This window comes from Allomesorhizobium camelthorni, assembly GCF_011045125.1.
GTDB classification, from domain to species: domain Bacteria; phylum Pseudomonadota; class Alphaproteobacteria; order Rhizobiales; family Rhizobiaceae; genus Allomesorhizobium; species Allomesorhizobium camelthorni.
On the sequence record NZ_JAAKZF010000004.1, the window covers coordinates 18246 to 33312 of the forward strand.

13 protein-coding genes are annotated in these 15067 nt (G+C 63.4%); 5 read left to right on the forward strand and 8 right to left on the reverse strand.

The genetic code is table 11. The annotated features are described in order from the left end of the window. Positions 1-779: 779 nt before the first annotated feature. The 3 genes from G6N73_RS05420 to G6N73_RS05430 form a co-directional block, all read right to left on the reverse strand. Positions 780-1544, reverse strand: coding sequence for an N-acetylmuramoyl-L-alanine amidase (locus G6N73_RS05420; RefSeq protein WP_165024452.1), 765 nt, complete (start codon positions 1542-1544; stop codon positions 780-782). Continuing rightward, positions 1541-2260: a J domain-containing protein gene (locus tag G6N73_RS05425; protein WP_165024454.1), complete on the reverse strand. Its 720-nt coding sequence runs from the start codon at positions 2258-2260 to the stop codon at positions 1541-1543. Before G6N73_RS05425 ends, G6N73_RS05420 begins: the two co-directional genes overlap by 4 nt. Positions 2261-2488: 228 nt before the next feature. Further along, on the reverse strand, positions 2489-2674 hold the full coding sequence (locus G6N73_RS05430; protein WP_165024457.1) for a hypothetical protein: 186 nt from the start codon (positions 2672-2674) through the stop codon (positions 2489-2491). Between the two features lie 202 nt (positions 2675-2876). On the opposite strand from G6N73_RS05430, the gene G6N73_RS05435 reads away from it, so the two are divergent. Further along, complete coding sequence (locus G6N73_RS05435; protein WP_165024848.1) at positions 2877-6512, forward strand: hydantoinase B/oxoprolinase family protein; 3636 nt, start codon at positions 2877-2879, stop codon at positions 6510-6512. A gap of 13 nt (positions 6513-6525) precedes the next feature. On the opposite strand, the gene G6N73_RS05440 is transcribed toward G6N73_RS05435, so the two are convergent. The 3 genes from G6N73_RS05440 to G6N73_RS05450 are packed head-to-tail and all read right to left on the reverse strand — an operon-like array spanning position 6526 to position 7796. Then, positions 6526-6915 carry a cupin domain-containing protein gene (locus G6N73_RS05440; RefSeq protein ID WP_165024459.1) on the reverse strand — a complete coding sequence of 130 codons (390 nt, stop codon included), beginning with the start codon at positions 6913-6915 and terminating at the stop codon, positions 6526-6528. A gap of 60 nt (positions 6916-6975) precedes the next feature. Continuing rightward, positions 6976-7461: an SRPBCC domain-containing protein gene (locus tag G6N73_RS05445; protein ID WP_165024462.1), complete on the reverse strand. Its 486-nt coding sequence runs from the start codon at positions 7459-7461 to the stop codon at positions 6976-6978. Next, positions 7458-7796, reverse strand: a complete 339-nt coding sequence (locus G6N73_RS05450; protein ID WP_165024464.1) for an ArsR/SmtB family transcription factor — start codon at positions 7794-7796, stop codon at positions 7458-7460. Before G6N73_RS05450 ends, G6N73_RS05445 begins: the two co-directional genes overlap by 4 nt. Positions 7797-7985: 189 nt before the next feature. On the opposite strand from G6N73_RS05450, the gene G6N73_RS05455 reads away from it, so the two are divergent. Both G6N73_RS05455 and G6N73_RS05460 read left to right on the forward strand, forming a co-directional pair. Beyond that, positions 7986-9230 (forward strand): BtaA family protein, encoded by a 1245-nt coding sequence (locus G6N73_RS05455; RefSeq protein ID WP_165024467.1) that lies wholly within the window; start codon positions 7986-7988, stop codon positions 9228-9230. Beyond that, entirely contained in the window at positions 9230-9889 is a 660-nt protein-coding gene (locus G6N73_RS05460; RefSeq protein WP_165024469.1) for a class I SAM-dependent methyltransferase, read from the forward strand. Before G6N73_RS05455 ends, G6N73_RS05460 begins: the two co-directional genes overlap by 1 nt. A gap of 7 nt (positions 9890-9896) precedes the next feature. Here G6N73_RS05460 and G6N73_RS05465 read toward each other — a convergent pair whose 3' ends face one another. After that, a complete protein-coding gene (locus tag G6N73_RS05465; RefSeq protein WP_165024472.1) occupies positions 9897-11285 on the reverse strand; it encodes a serine hydrolase domain-containing protein in 1389 nt (462 codons plus the stop codon). Between the two features lie 219 nt (positions 11286-11504). On the opposite strand from G6N73_RS05465, the gene G6N73_RS05470 reads away from it, so the two are divergent. Together G6N73_RS05470 and G6N73_RS05475 are read left to right on the forward strand one after the other, a co-directional pair. Beyond that, complete coding sequence (locus G6N73_RS05470; RefSeq protein WP_165024474.1) at positions 11505-12305, forward strand: glycoside hydrolase family 25 protein; 801 nt, start codon at positions 11505-11507, stop codon at positions 12303-12305. A 145-nt stretch (positions 12306-12450) separates the two neighbouring features. Further along, entirely contained in the window at positions 12451-13680 is a 1230-nt protein-coding gene (locus G6N73_RS05475; RefSeq protein WP_165024477.1) for a lytic murein transglycosylase, read from the forward strand. A gap of 45 nt (positions 13681-13725) precedes the next feature. Here the strand turns inward: G6N73_RS05475 and G6N73_RS05480 are convergent, their stop codons facing one another. After that, positions 13726-14949, reverse strand: coding sequence for an alanine racemase (locus G6N73_RS05480; RefSeq protein ID WP_165024479.1), 1224 nt, complete (start codon positions 14947-14949; stop codon positions 13726-13728). Positions 14950-15067 lie beyond the last annotated feature (118 nt).

Sequence of the window (15067 nt, forward strand, 5' to 3'; positions counted from 1 at the left end):
CAACCTTCTCGGCCTTGGGCGTGATCTTTTCTACGACTTTCTCGGCCTTCGGAGCGCTCCTTTCAGCGACCTGCTTTTTCTTCGGTGTGCTCTTTTCAGCAACCTGCTTGGTTTTCGGCGTCCCCTTATCGGCTGCCTGCTTTGCTTTTGACGCGCTCTTGCTCGCGACCCGCGTCCGCTTCGGCTCGGCCTTTTTGGCTACCTGCTTTTTCTTCGGTTCAGCCTTTTCAACTACCCGCTTCTTCTGCGCGCTCTTTTCGGCAACGCGCTTGCTCTTCGGTTGATTTTTTTCCACCGCCGGCTTGTTCTCGCCCGCCGCATCCCTGACTATGAACAGCGGCGTCTTCACGATCTCGGCCTTGGTATTTGCCCTCTTTGGCTGCCTGGTCTCCGTCTGCCCCGTTTCGGTCCTGGCGGTGGTTTTTTGCTGCTGCTTCGCATCCCCGGCCGCGCTTTTGTCCTGCGCCTTTGCTGCCGGAGCGCTTTCGGCACCCTCGCCCCTCAGGCTATGGCTCGGATATGGCGCTGAATTTGCGGCAAAGCTCGTCAGGCCGGCAGCAAATGCTGCCGCTAAAACGGTCAGTTTTTTCATGTTATCCTAATTCTATGTAGAGCCGCGTGAAAGATCTTCACACGGCAGCCCAAACCTCAATGACGCTGTTTTTCGGAACAGCTTCGTCATCTGCACCGAAATGCCTTGACGATCGAATGGGCACCTAAAAAGGCAGAGGAAATCACATTGTGTTACAGAACGTGACTTTGGCCATATTGGCAGGTCTTCAGACAAGACTGGGCGGCAGCGAAGCGAGCAGGCGGCGCAAGGTCGCGACCGTCGCGCGGTCAGCGACGCCGTCGACTTGCCTTGGCCGAAAATGGCGCTGGAACGCAGCCACGGCGATTTCGGTCTGGCGATCGAAAAATCCTGTGATTTCCACGCCGTAGCCATAGAGCGCCAGCATCGATTGCAATTCCTCGACGGCTGCGCCGCTGTCGCTCAGGCTCGATGTCGCGGCACCGCGCAATCGAGCCGGCTCCACGAAATGGCCGATCCCATGGCGCGCCAGAAGCCGCCATGGGAATTTTTCGCCAGGATCGACCTTGCGACCAGGCGCCACATCCGAATGGCCAAGTATCATCTCGGGCCTCGCGCCATGCCGATGGGCAATGCCGCGGCAAAGCTCGATCACCGCAAGTATCTGGGCCTTCGGGAAATCCGAATAGCCGAACTCGTGCCCCGGATTGACGATCTCGATCCCGACCGACCGCGAGTTTATGTCCGTAATCCCGCGCCAGGAGCTCTTCCCCGCATGCCATGCGCGGTCGCTTTCGCGCACCATCTGCACGATGCGGCCATCCTCATGCACAAGGTAGTGCGATGACACTTCGCTTGCCGGATCGCAGAGCCTGGACTCCGCCGCCGCTCCAGTCTCCATGCCGGTATAGTGCAGCACGATCATATCGGGTCGTATCCCGTTCGGGCGTGGTCCGAAATTAGGCGAAACCCGCACCTCCGCGCCGGAATGATCGGGCGCAAATCCGCTCATAGATGCCGAAATCCCCGTTCGATCATCTCGTAGGCGGCGTTGATCGCGGCGATACGGGTGGTGGCGATGGCGATGAACTCCTCCGGGAGCCCGCGCGCGATCAGCTTGTCGGGATGGTTGTGTGCGACGAGCTTGCGATAATGCTTGCGCACTTCGTCGAACGGCCTGCCGCGCTCTATTCCGAGCACCGTGTAGGGATCGGCCTCGCCGAGATCGAGATGCCTTGCCAGAATGCTCTGATAGTGCTCTTCACTGATCTTGAATATCTGCGCCACGCGGTGAAGGTACAGCCCCTCGCGCTCGTGCAGCAGGCCGTCGGCCTTCGCTATGTGGAACAGGCCGTCGATCACATCCTCCAGCATGGCGCAGTTCGGCCGGCCCGACCCGCACAGCCCGGCCATCCGTTCGGCGTAGGCCTCGAAGCCGGCGACGTCGGCCTGCGCCAGGTCGTAGAGCCTCGCAACGTTGCGCGTCTCCTTGGGCGGCACCGAAAAGATCTGCTGGAAGGCGCGGATTTCGTCCTGCGTGACGATGCCGTCCGCCTTTGCCATTTTCGCCGAAAGCGCGATCATGGCTATCGAGAAGGAGACGCGTCGTCGCAGTTCCGCGTCGCCTTCGAAAATGGTGCGCACCGCTTCCACCACGTCCGCGACGCCCGTCGCGGCGGTGGAGGTTACGCGCGCGACGAATTCGCCAATGCGGTCCCAAATCGACATGCCGCTTCTTAAACCATGACTTGACGGATTGGCGAGAAGCAATACGCCGCGGCTGCGAGCTACAGACGCTTGCCGATCTGGTGGACCAAGTGATTTGCCGCGATGGGTGGGCCAATGATTACTCATGGGCGATGAGCAGTTCGGATGAACCATTCGGTTCCGGTCCTACGGCGATCGCCATACAGCAAAAAGGCCGGGCGAACCCGGCCTTTTCGAGATTGGTCGCCCTTACTGGGCGGGCGCCGGCTGCGTGGTGTCGGCAGGCGGGGTGGCCTCAGCAGGCGGCGGCGTTGCCGGCTGCGTAGTCTCGGCAGGCGGCGTGCTCTGTGTCGTTGTATTGTCGGCCGTGTCGCTGCATGCCGCGATGCCGAAAAGAGCGATCGCGGAAGCGGAAGCCAAAATCAATTTCTTCATTACAGTCTCCTCGTGATTACCCCCGGTCGCGCTTTTAATGCATTCGGCGCCATCGGGTTGCGTCACGTCTGCTGTCATCGAGTAACAATCCGTCAGCAAGCGACGTGCAGCAAAACGATAGCAACGACATGTGGCATCGTTGCGGCATCGGCCGAGACCCAATTATATGGCGGCGCTTGATTTGCCGCCGGCCTGGAGAGTTGTGATGAAAAAATGGGACTTCTGGATCGACCGGGGCGGTACCTTCACCGACATTATCGGCCGCAGTCCCGATGGCGCTTTGCATCCGCGCAAACTCCTGTCGGAAAATCCAGAAGCTTACAAAGATGCCGCGATCCAGGGCATTCGCGATCTGCTTGGGGTAAGGTCCGGCGAACCGATGCCTTCGCACCTGATCGGCGACGTGAAGATGGGCACAACCGTCGCCACCAACGCCCTACTGGAGCGCAAAGGCGATCGCGTTCTCCTGCTCATCACCAAGGGGTTTCGCGATGCGCTCAGGATCGCCTACCAGGCCCGCCCCGATATTTTCGCCAAGGAGATCATTCTTCCTGAGCAACTGTATGAAAAAGTTATCGAAGTCGACGAGCGCGTGGGCGCCGATGGCATTGTGCACAAATTGTTGGACATCACTGCGGTCAAACCCTTGATCGAACAGGCGAAAAACGATGGGATCGACGCCGTCGCGATCGTTTTTATGCACGCCTGGAAGTTTCCCGAACACGAGCGCGCCATCGCGAAGACTTGCCGCAAGCTCGGCTTCGGCCAGGTCTCGGTCAGCCACGAGGTCTCGCCCCTGGTCAAGCTCGTCGGCCGCGGCGACACTACGGTGGTCGATGCGTATCTGTCGCCGATCCTGTCGCGCTATGTCAGCCGTGTCGCGGGAGAGTTGGGGATCGGCGCGGCGTCCCCCTCGTCCTCCTCACCTCGCCTGATGTTCATGATGTCGTCCGGCGGCCTCACCGCCGCAGACATGTTCCAGGGCAAGGACGCCATCCTGTCCGGGCCGGCCGGCGGCGTTGTCGGCATGGTCGAGACGGCAAAGCTCGCCGGATTCGAAAAGGTCATCGGTTTCGACATGGGCGGCACCTCGACCGACGTCGCCCACTTCGATGGTGAGTACGAGCGCGCTTTCGACACCGAAGTTGCCGGCGTGCGCATCCGCGCTCCGATGATGCGCATCCACACCGTTGCGGCCGGCGGCGGTTCCATCCTGCATTTCGAGGCGGGCCGCTTCCGCGCCGGCCCGGACTCCGCCGGCGCCAATCCCGGCCCCGCCTGCTATCGCCGCGGCGGTCCGCTCGCCGTCACCGACGCCAATGTGATGCTGGGAAAGCTCCAGCCCGATTTCTTCCCGGCGATCTTCGGCCCGGCCCAGGACCAGCCGCTGGATACGGCTGTCGTGAAGCAGAAGTTCGAGGCGCTCGCCGCCGAGATCGGCGACGGCCGCAGCCCCGAAGCCGTGGCCGAAGGCTTTGTCACCATAGCGGTCGAGAACATGGCCAACGCCATCAAGAAGATCTCGGTCCAGCGCGGCTACGACGTCACCGAGTACCTGCTCAACTGCTTCGGCGGCGCCGGCGGCCAGCATGCCTGCCTGGTGGCCGACGCGCTCGGCATGGAATCGGTGCTGATCCACCCCTTCTCCGGCCTCCTTTCTGCGTATGGCATCGGCCTTTCGGGCGTGTTCGCTTCGCGCCAGCAAGCGCTACTGAAGCCGCTCGCCGACGATTCCCTTCCGGCAATCGACGAACTCATCGATGCGCTGAGCGACGGCGTGCGCGGCGAACTGGCCGGCCAGGGCGTGCCTGCCGAAGCTGCGGCGCTGCGCCCGGTCTTGCATATCCGGTACGACGGTACCGACACCGCCCTGCCCGTCGGCTTCGCGGCGCGCTCGCTCGATCAGGCGCGCATCGACTTCGAGACGGCGCACAAGGCGCAGTTCGGCTTCGTCTATGAAAACAAGCCGATGATCGTCGAGACAGTCGATGTCGAAGGCGCGGACGGGCGCATGCGCGGCCGCAGCGAAAGCGACCTCCCGCTGACCTCAGGTGCGGCCCACCGCGGCGAGACCCGAAAACTGTTCAGCGACGGCGCGTGGCGCGACGCCGGAATCTTCCGCCGCGAGACGATGAAGCCCGGCCACAAGGTTTCCGGGCCGGCGCTGATCATCGAGAGCCATCAGACCATCGTCGTCGAGCAGGGCTGGCAGGCGGAGATCACCCAAAAGGATCACGTGCTGATGCGGCGCGTGGAGAAGAAGCGTCGGCAGGCGGCGCTCGGCACCGAGGCCGACCCGGTCATGCTGGAGGTCTTCAACAACCTCTTCATGTCGATCGCCGAGCAGATGGGCGTGACGCTGCAGAACACCGCCTATTCGGTCAACATCAAGGAGCGGCTCGATTTCTCCTGCGCTGTTTTCGACCGCAACGGCGCGCTGGTCGCCAACGCTCCGCACATGCCCGTGCATCTCGGCTCAATGGACCGCTCGGTCGAGACCATCATCCGCCTCAACGAGGGCGACATCCATCCGGGCGACGTGTTCGCCCTGAACGCGCCCTACAATGGCGGCACGCACCTTCCCGACATTACGGTCGTCACTCCGGTTTTCGACGACGGCGGCAAGGAAATCCTCTTCTACGCCGCCTCGCGCGGCCACCATGCTGATATCGGCGGCACGGCGCCCGGCTCGATGACGCCGCTCGCCACCACGGTCGACGAGGAAGGCGTTCTGATCGACAATTTCCGCCTCGTCGAGCGCGGCCGCTTTCGCGAGGAGGCGCTGCACGCGCTCCTCACCGACCACCCCTGGCCTGCAAGAAACCCGCACCAGAACATCGCCGACCTCAAGGCGCAGATCGCCGCCAACGAGAAGGGCGTCGCCGAGCTCCGCAAGATGGTCGCACATTTCGGGCTGGACGTGGTCGAAGCCTATATGGGCCATGTCCAGGACAACGCCGCAGAGAGCGTGCGCCGCGTGCTGGAGCGCCTGCCGGACAATTCCGAATACGAATATCCGACCGACACCGGGCAGGTCATCAAAGTCAGGATCACCGTCGACCGCAAAAAGCGCGAGGCGACAGTCGACTTTACCGGCACCTCGCCGGTGATGAAGAACAATTTCAACGCCCCGGAGCCGGTCGCCCGCGCAGCGGTGCTTTACGCCTTCCGCGTCATGGTCGAAGACATGATACCGATGAATGCCGGCTGCTTGCGGCCGATCAATATCATCATCCCCGAAGGCTGCATGCTGCGGCCGAGCTATCCGGCGGCGGTGGTCGCCGGCAATGTCGAGACGTCACAGCACGTCACCAATGCAATCTTCGGCGCCATGGGCGCGCTCGCCAACGCGCAAGGGACGATGAACAATCTGACCTACGGCAACAAGCAATATCAATATTATGAGACGATCTGCTCAGGTTCTCCCGCAGGCCGGATGAACGATGGCCGCGGCTTTCACGGCACATCGGGCGTCCACACCCATATGACCAATTCGCGCCTCACCGACCCCGAAATCCTCGAACTTCGCTTTCCAGTGTTGCTCGAAGATTTCCACATCCGTGAAAATTCCGGCGGCAAGGGCAAATGGAACGCCGGCGACGGTACGCGCCGCACCATCCGCTTCCTCGAGAGAATGGAATGCGCGATCCTTTCCTCGCACCGTTCCCATCCGCCGCGTGGGCTCGAAGGCGGTAGTGACGGCCAAGTCGGCAAGACCGAAATCCGCCGCAATGACGGTTCTGTCCAGACCCTGAAAGCCTGCGATCAGACCGTTCTGGAACCCGGCGAGGCAGTGATCGTGACAACACCGACGCCGGGAGCATTTGGGCGCGACTGAAACGCCGCGCTTCCTATTCGAGGTTGGTCTGGATCCAGCGTGGCGACAGGTGAATGTCGAGCGTCTGGAGGCGTCCGGGGCCCAGATTGACGAACCGGTGCGGCAACCCCGCAGGCCCTAGCACCGTTTCGCCGGCCTCCGCATCGATTGTTTGGTCGCCGACGAAGAACCGCGCGCGGCCCTGCTGGATCACGAAAACCTCGTCATAAGGGTGGACATGCAGCACGGGGCCACTCCCCGGCTCGTCGTTACCATAGGTGAGCACTGTGATCTGCGTTGCCAAGGCCTCGCCGTTGATTGAGCCGCGATAAGGACCGTCGCGTGTGCCGTCGAAAAGCTTGGCCTTGGCAGGCGGGCGACCGTCCGGGGTGACGGTCGCAGGATCGAAGTCGCGCCGGGTCATGGAACCTCCTGATTGAAGGGAAGGATGCCCGGCGCGAGAGATGGGAGCAAGCCCCTGGCCTCACGCCGCCAGTTGCCCCTTCTCCGCCAGTTCCTCCAGCCGCTGGTAGCTCGCCTCCATGCCCTGATCCATGCCGGTGTCAAGCATGGCTTTCCGCGTCTCGGCATCAGGCAATGTCATGCGCATGGTCATCAGCGTGCCGGAGCCGTCCGCCTCGAAGCGCGTTTCGACATGGTTGTCGGGTGTCGGGTCGGGCATGTGCATACGCTCGACGTGAACGATTCGGCTATACGGCTCGACTTCAAGATATTCGCCGGTGAGATAAAACCCCGGCTTGTCGCCTTCGGCCCACTCATAGCGGATCTTCCCGCCCGGCTTCGCCTCGCTGATGCAGACAGGCATCGTCCAGCCCTCGGGACCCAGCATCCATTTCTGGATCAGCTTCGGCTCGGTATGGGCGCGGAACACGGTTTCCGGTTTGGCCGCAAAGCGCCTTGTGACGATGACGTGGGTATCGCCCTCGGTCTTCAGCGTCAGCTTGCTCATGATCTGTCCTTTCCTTCCTCGTTTTCCATTTCGGCCAGAACGCCGTCCAGCCGGTCGTAATTGCGCGCCATCGCTTCCCGCAGCCAGTCGAGCCACCGGTCGATTTCGGTGATCGCCTGCGGCGCCAGGCGGCACGGGCGCTTCGTACCCTCCACGCGGCGTAGGATGAGCCCTGCCCCCTCCAGCACCTTCAGGTGGCGTGAGACGGCGGGCTGGGTCATCTCGAACGGCTCCGCCAACTCCATCACAGTGGCCTCGCCGAGCGCCAGGCGTGCAAGAATCGCCCGCCTTGTCGGATCAGCGAGAGCGGAGAATGCGGAGTCGAGGTCGAGCATTTGCGTCAGTCCATTCATAACATAATTGTTATATAACAAACTTGTTTTGTCAAGCCGTATGATTGCTGCGTCTCCGGCTGCCAAAAGCGCCAAACCCGCAACCGTCATTCTCCCGTCATCGGCATGTCATCCGCGCGTCATCGCCATGGCTTAGCCGGGACACGATCTCACAATGAGGGAGCCGCGGGCATGACCGACCTTTCCGCCGAACTTGCAACGCGCCGCAAGCGGCCGATCCGCGATGCGGTCTACCAGAACGGCGCGCTCTCCAAGGCAGGCCTGTCGGAGCGCCTGTTCACGCTCCTTTTCTCCGGCCTGGTTTATCCGCAGATCTGGGAAGATCCAGAGATCGACATGGAGGCCATGGCGCTCACCGAGGGCCACCGCATCGTCACCATCGCGTCGGGCGGCTGCAACGTCCTCGCCTACCTGACACGTTCGCCGGCGCGGATTGACGCGGTCGACCTGAACACCGCCCACATCGCGCTGAACCGCATGAAACTCGCCGCGGTTCGCCACCTGCCATCCCAGGCCGATTTGTTCCGCTTCTTCGGCGAGGCCGGCAACCGCCACAATTCCGCGGCCTATGACCGCTTCATCGCTCCGCATCTCGACCGGGCCAGCCGGGACTATTGGGAGAAGCGCAACTGGCGCGGCAAGCGCCGCATCGCAGCCTTCGAACGCAATTTTTACCAGCGCGGCCTGCTCGGCCTGTTCATCGCCGCCGGCCATCGCGTGGCGCGGCTCTACGGTGTCGACGTCAAGGAGATCATGACGGCCGGAACGCTGGACGATCAGCGCGCCTATTTCGAAAGGCGCCTGGCTCCAATTTTCCGCCGCCCGCTCCTTCGATGGGCCACCTCGCGCAAGGCCTCGCTGTTCGGCCTCGGCATTCCGCCGGCGCAGTATGATTCGCTGATCACCTCCGGCGACGGCACGATGGCCAGCGTACTCTCGGCCCGGCTCGAAAAGCTCGCCTGCGATTTCCCGCTGAAGGACAATTACTTCGCCTGGCAGGCCTTCGCCCGCCGCTATCCCGCGCCCGGCGAGGCTGCCCTGCCGGCCTATCTCGACGCGGCGAACTACGCCACGATCCGGCGCAATCTCTATCGCGTCTCAATCCACCACGCGAATTTCACTGAACTGCTCGCCGCCAAGGGTGCGGGCCAGGTCGACCGCTTCGTGCTGCTCGACGCGCAGGACTGGATGAGCGACCGGCAGCTCAACGAACTCTGGACCGAGATCACCCGCACGGCGGCGCCCGGCGCACGCGTCATCTTCCGCACGGCGGCCGAGCCCAGCCTGCTGCCCGGCCGCGTCTCCGACACGCTGCTCGACCAATGGAGCTACGAGGCCGAGACGTCGCGAGAACTCTCCGCCCGTGATCGTTCCGCCATTTATGGCGGCTTCCACCTCTATGTGAAGAAGTCCTGATGAGCGCGGGCGAAAGCGCCCATGCCGCGCTGATGGACGGCGTCTATCGCCATCAGCGCCATGTCTACGACCTTACCCGCAAATACTATCTGCTTGGCCGCGACCGGCTGATCGAAGGGCTCGGCGTCCCGCCGGGCGGGACCGTGCTGGAACTCGGCTGCGGCACCGGCCGCAATCTGATCCAGGCGGCGCGGCGCTATCCCGATGCCCGCTTCTTCGGCATCGACATTTCGCACGCGATGCTGGAAACGGCCTCGGCGGCGGTCGCGCGCTACGGCCTTTCCGGCCGCACGGCGCTTGCGAAGGGCGACGCCACCGCGTTCGACGCGAACGTCCTTTTCGGCCAACCGGCATTCGACCGAATCTTCATCTCCTATGCGCTGTCTATGATTCCGGGCTGGGAGAAAACCATCCCGACAGCACTCGCCGCGCTAGCGCCGGGCGGTTCGCTACACATCGTCGATTTCGGCCAGCAGGACGGCCTGCCGCACTGGTTCCGCTCGGGCCTGCGCGCCTGGCTGGCAAAGTTCCACGTCGCGCCGCGTGATTCTCTACGTGAAGTGCTGGAATCGGAATGCCAGCGGACCGGCGCAAGCCTTTCCGTCGAAACGCTTTATCGCGGCTATGCGGTGCGTGCCGTCGTAACGCGGGCAAGTTGAAAACGCCCTACTCCGCCCCCTTCGCCAGCGCCTCAACCAGCACCTGCGGCTTGTAGCCGAGCTTCGACGGCGTCAGCCCGAGCCGAACCACCACCAGCCCCTTCGAAGGCACAACCGCGACCGACTGGCCGTCATGGCCGAGCAGCCAGAAAATGTCGTCCGGCAGGTCGAAGCCGGCATCCGGATCCTGCCCCTCGGGCGTTCCGGCTAGCGGCCCATGCAGCCAGACCTGCCCGCGTCCATATTCGCCCTTCGAGGCCGGCGCAGGCTCCCGCATCCATGCCACGAAATCCGGCGGCAGGAGTTCTTCCCCGTTCCAGACGCCGTCCTGAGCAAGGAACTGCCCGAACCGCGCCCAGTCGCGCGCCGTCGCATACATGTAGGACGAGCCTGCGAAGGTGCCGCGCGCATCGGTTTCCATCACCGCGCTGGCCATCCCGAGCGGGCCGAACAGCGCCTCCCGAGGCCAGACCAGCGCCTGGTCCGGGTCGCCCACCGCGTCCTGCCACAGCCGCGACAGCAGCACCGTAGTTCCGCTCGAATAGCTGAAGGTCGTCCCTACCGGCCGGACCAGCGGCTTTGCCGCCGCGAAGCCCGCCATGTCGGGTTCGAGGTAGAGCATGCGCGTCACGTCGGTCACGTCGCCGTAATCCTCGTTGAATTCGAGCCCGCTCGACATCGCCATCAGGTCGGCGACACTGATCTCGGCCCGCCCATCGTCAGCCCAGCCCTCGAACAGCCCTCGCCGGTCCACGTCCATCCGGCCTTCCTTCACCAGCGTACCGATGATCGCGGCAGTCACGCTCTTGGTGATCGACCAGCCGAGCAAGGGCGTGTCGGCCGAAAATCCGTCACCGTAGCGCTCGCCGACAATGCGGCCGTCCCGCACCACCACCACGGCGCGCATGCCTGGCCCGGTCATCGCCAGGTCGTCGAGAACCGCCGCAATCCCGGGATCCTGCGACGGCAGGACCCGGTTGCCCTCGGGCCATATCTCATCCGAAAGCTCGGGCAGCGACGGCATCGCGATGTCGGTCACTTGAGCGGAAGCCAGGTCGCCGTCCGGAACCGCCGCGCAGCCGAAGCCGGTTCGGTCGACCGCCAGGCCCTTTCCGAACAGGCCGAACAGTCCCGCCGAAACCGTTCCGGCGCTTTCGTCAACAACAACATTGATCAGCTTCAGTATCGGATGCCCCGGCGCTTGCACATCGGCCTGCAGCACATCGGCGGCATCGCGTCCGGCAATGAATACGTTGGAGCAGACGATTTTCGCGGAATAACCCGCCGCAACCCGGATCATCGCCGGCGGCGCGAAATAGAGCCACGCCGCCAGCCCGATCAGCGCGGCAACAGCCAATCCAGCCAGCCATTTTGCGATCTTCCGCCCAATTCGCATTCCGCCTCCACGTCGTCGCCATCGTTCCGCCGCAATTCCTCATGGAAATTTCGCGGCCTGTCGAGCGGGGATCAACAGATTGTCAACCATGATCAGCCAAGACTGGAATATTCCGGCCTGTCACGAGGTGGCGGCCCTGCTGCACGGCTGCGCGTCCAAGGGGGACACGCATACTCGATAGATATCCGGGCGGGCTAAACCCGTCCAACAGGAGACGCGATGCGCCGAATTCCGGCTCTGATCCTGCTGGCGCTGCTTGCCGCCTGCACGACCATGGACGATCTGGCGCCGGTCGCCACCGACGCCGGCCCCAGCACCGAGGTTTCGGTCGGTTATCCACGCTTCGACGACAGCGACCCGCACGACTGGCAGGGCCGCACGCCGTGGAACCATGCCGTGCACGGCACCGACGTGTCGAAATACCAATCGTCCGTCGACTGGCACACCGCCAAGGCCAGCGGCATATCCTTCGCCTTCATCAAGGCGACGGAAGGCGGCGACCGCATCGACGACTATTTTGCCGAGCACTGGCGCGGCGCCAAAGCTGCCGGCGTGCCGCGCAGCGCCTATCATTTCTACTATTTCTGTCGCCCCGCCGCGGAGCAAGCGGCCTGGTTCATCCGCAACGTGCCCCGCGACCGCTCGGCTTTGCCGCCGGTGCTCGACATGGAGTGGAACCCGCAATCGCCGACTTGCAAGCTTCGTCCGCCCGCTGCGACCGTGCGCAGCGAGATGAAGACATTCCTCGAGATCGTCGAAAAGCACTACGGCAAGAAGCCGATCATCTATACCTCGATCGACTTCTTCGACGATAACGGCCTCGCTTCCTTCACTGGCTATCCCTACTGGCTGCGCTCGGTCGCCGGCCATCCGAGCGACCGCTACGGCGGTCATCCCTTCGAATTCTGGCAATATACGGGAACCGGCGTCGTTCCCGGCATCAAGGGCAATGCTGACATTAACGTCTTCAACGGCAGCCCCTCCGCCTGGAAGAAGTGGCTGAAGGCGAATACGCACTGAGGGCGTGATCCCGAACCGAAGGTCCGCCTAGCGAAAAGTTGCAGACTTTTCAGGCAAGATCATGCATCAAACGTCGGCCTCGCCCGTTTTTCGCCACGACTTTTGGGCAGACGACTGCCTGGAAATCAGACTGGAGCATTGAATCATGAAATCGCGAACGACCGCGCTCGCGCTGCTGGCAGCCATGGCGGCAACGCCTGCGCTTGCTCAGGAGTGCGGCGGCGATTTCGATGCGTGGCGCACGGCTGTCGCGACCGAAGCCAGGGCTGCGGGCGTCGGCGACACTGGCCTTGCGGCGCTGCAGCGGGCGAGCGTTGACCGGAAGGTGCTGGAGCGCGACCGCGCCCAGGGCGTCTTCACGCAGAACTTCATCGAATTTTCCTCCCGCATGATCTCCGACTACCGGCTGCAGCAGGGCGCCGCCAATCTCAAGAAATATGCCGATGTCTTCGCCCGCGCCGAACAGGAATTCGGAGTGCAGGGGCCTGTCATCGCCGCTTTCTGGGCTCTGGAGACGGATTTTGGTGCAGTCCAAGGCGATTTCGGCACCGTCAATGCGCTGCTGACGCTCGCGCATGACTGCCGGCGACCCGAACTTTTCCGCCCCCAGGTGGTGCCGCTGCTCACCTTGATTGACCAGGGCATCCTGCCCGCTAACGTCAAAGGCGCCTGGGCCGGGGAAGTCGGCCAGACCCAGATCCTGCCCTCCGACTATCTGGCGCGCGGCGTCGATGGCGACGGCGACGGCTTCGTCGACCTGCGCAACAGCGCGCCCGACGTGATCATGACGACCGGCAACAAGATCCTGTCGCGCGGCTGGAAGCGCGGAGAGCCGTGGATCGAGGAAGTCCGCGTGCCCGAAACCATGCCTTGGGAACAGACCGGCCGCACCAACAAGCTGCCTCTGTCGCAATGGGCTGCATGGGGCGTGACCCGACGCGACGGCGCGCCGCTCGCCGACAACGGGCTGAAGGCCGGACTGGTCCTGCCTATGGGCCACAAGGGCCCGGCCTTCCTCACCTATGACAATTACGACGTCTATCTCGAATGGAACCAGTCGATCACCTACACGATGACGGCCGCCAATCTCGCCGCCCGGCTTGCCGGCGCGCCGGCCTATGATAGGCGCAACCCCGAGCCGGGGCTCGACGGCGACCAGATGAAGGAGCTGCAGCACAGGCTCCAGGCGAAAGGCTACGATGTCGGCGGCATCGACGGCATCCTCGGCACCAACACCCGCGAGGCCGTCCGCAAGGAGCAGATGCGCCTCGGCCTGCCGGTCGATGGCTGGCCGACGCCGGCTCTGCTGGCGGGTCTGGATGAAGCAGGCGAGGCAGTCGGGGAAGAAGAGGGGAGTAAGGGAGCAGTGGAGTAAAGGGCTTCCAACGAAGCCACACCTACTGCCCTACTCCCTACTCGTTCATTCCGCCGCCATGGTCTCCATGCTGGCAAGGCCCTGCGGTGCATCGCCCGCCTCGAACGGCGTCGTGACTTCGATGAAGGTGTCGGGATAGAAGCCGTTGAACCGCGTCCTGAGCGACAGCGAATAGGCGCCGATATGGCCGATCTCGATCCAGTCGCCGGTGTCGATCGTCTCGGGCAGCCAAAACGGCCGTGACAATATGTCGACGGAATCGCAGGTCGCGCCGCACACCTTGAATGGCACGATGTTCTGCTCCGAGCCATTGCGCGAGCGGATCGCCGGGTCCGGGATGAACCGGGCCGGCAGCGCCAGCTTGCCGGTCCAGCTGTCCGACAGCGACGCCCAGATGCCGTCATTGATGTAGATGCGGCGGCCTTTTCTCAGCAAGACGCGCACGATGAGCGAGAACGCGCCCGCCACGATGACGCGGCCGGGCTCGGCGACGAGCGGCATCTCGTCGAACTGGTATTCTTTCAGATCGCCGCGCAGCCTTGACATGATCTGGCCGATCGACGGCATTTCCGGCTTCTTGCTGTTGGGATCGCTGCCGTAGTCGGCGGGAAAGCCGCCGCCGACGTCGAGCCCGGCGATATCGAAGCTGACGCGGTTTCGCACCCAGTCGGCGGAAGCCAGGGCCCGCTCATAGGTGTCGGGATCCTGGATCTGGCTGCCGACATGGAAGCACAGCCCGACCTTGTAGCCGTTGCGGTTCAGCCGCTCGGCGAGCTCGACCGCATATGCCGGTCCAGCTCCGAATTTTTTCGACAGCTCATAGGCCGCCGAACCCTTGGTCTGGATGCGCACGAACACCGTGATCGCGCCGGGATCGATGTCGAGCGCCCGCACCACCCGCGTCAGCTTGGTGATCTCGTCCTCATGGTCGACCGCGATCACCCTTATGCTGTATTTCTCCAGCGCCAGGCGAATGTCGGACTGTGCTTTCACCGGATGCATGTAGAGCATCTCGGCGTCGGTCGAGACGGCCCGGACAGCGGCGAATTCGCCGGGCGATGCCACATCGAATGCCATTACGCCGGCCTCGACCAGCGTCTTCAGCACCATATGCTCGCCATTGGTCTTCACGGCATAGGCGGTTTTGCCCGGAAACATGTCCATGAACTGCCGGCAGTCGGCCTTCAGCACCTCGGGGCGAAAGCAATAGACCGGATCGTCGGGACGAAGGGCGAGAGCGGCCGCTTTCGCATTCTCGAATCGCTGCATCGGGTGCTCCTCGACCAATCGCCGTTACTTAGAACACGTTCGCCGCAAAGGGAACGATTCTGTGCCAACGGGAATCGGGTGGCTGCCGCCAGCGAATGCCGCTAAGCCTTGCACGAAC

Coding starts and splice junctions, on each gene's coding strand:
- G6N73_RS05420 (WP_165024452.1), bottom strand. CDS start 1,544: ATGAGCGGATTTGCGCCCGATCATTCCGGCGCGGAGGTGCGGGTTTCG.
- G6N73_RS05425 (WP_165024454.1), bottom strand. CDS start 2,260: ATGTCGATTTGGGACCGCATTGGCGAATTCGTCGCGCGCGTAACCTCC.
- G6N73_RS05430 (WP_165024457.1), bottom strand. CDS start 2,674: ATGAAGAAATTGATTTTGGCTTCCGCTTCCGCGATCGCTCTTTTCGGC.
- G6N73_RS05440 (WP_165024459.1), bottom strand. CDS start 6,915: ATGACCCGGCGCGACTTCGATCCTGCGACCGTCACCCCGGACGGTCGC.
- G6N73_RS05445 (WP_165024462.1), bottom strand. CDS start 7,461: ATGAGCAAGCTGACGCTGAAGACCGAGGGCGATACCCACGTCATCGTC.
- G6N73_RS05450 (WP_165024464.1), bottom strand. CDS start 7,796: ATGCTCGACCTCGACTCCGCATTCTCCGCTCTCGCTGATCCGACAAGG.
- G6N73_RS05455 (WP_165024467.1), top strand. CDS start 7,986: ATGACCGACCTTTCCGCCGAACTTGCAACGCGCCGCAAGCGGCCGATC.
- G6N73_RS05460 (WP_165024469.1), top strand. CDS start 9,230: ATGAGCGCGGGCGAAAGCGCCCATGCCGCGCTGATGGACGGCGTCTAT.
- G6N73_RS05465 (WP_165024472.1), bottom strand. CDS start 11,285: ATGCGAATTGGGCGGAAGATCGCAAAATGGCTGGCTGGATTGGCTGTT.
- G6N73_RS05470 (WP_165024474.1), top strand. CDS start 11,505: ATGCGCCGAATTCCGGCTCTGATCCTGCTGGCGCTGCTTGCCGCCTGC.
- G6N73_RS05475 (WP_165024477.1), top strand. CDS start 12,451: ATGAAATCGCGAACGACCGCGCTCGCGCTGCTGGCAGCCATGGCGGCA.
- G6N73_RS05480 (WP_165024479.1), bottom strand. CDS start 14,949: ATGCAGCGATTCGAGAATGCGAAAGCGGCCGCTCTCGCCCTTCGTCCC.